General features: G+C 72.1%; 1 protein-coding gene. It reads right to left on the reverse strand.

Annotation, left to right across the window (positions count from 1 at the left end; all coding sequences use genetic code 11):
• A partial coding sequence (locus tag I53_RS35505; protein WP_306307452.1) for a DUF5682 family protein occupies nucleotides 1-225 on the reverse strand: 225 nt, incomplete at its 3' end.
• Between the last annotated feature and the right edge of the window lies 1 nt (nucleotide 226).

A 226-nucleotide genomic window follows, 5' to 3' on the forward strand; every position in this document is an offset into this window, starting at 1 on the left:
CCATTCCGGCGAGAAGGCGCAGAACGGCGTGTAGGAGGCGGCGCTGCCGGTCGCATCCGCCCGGAACGAGAAGATCGCCACCGGCAGGTCGTGGCCGAGGGCGAGGTCGGGCAGGTGCGGGTTGAAGTCCACCGGACCCTCGATCAGCACGAAGGCCGGCCGCAACGCCGCGATCCTGCGCCGGACGAGCCCGGCGCAGGCCGGGGAATGGTGGCGTACGCCGATG

Source organism: Methylobacterium sp. B1 (assembly GCF_000333255.1).
Classification (GTDB): Bacteria; Pseudomonadota; Alphaproteobacteria; order Rhizobiales; family Beijerinckiaceae; genus Methylobacterium; species Methylobacterium fujisawaense.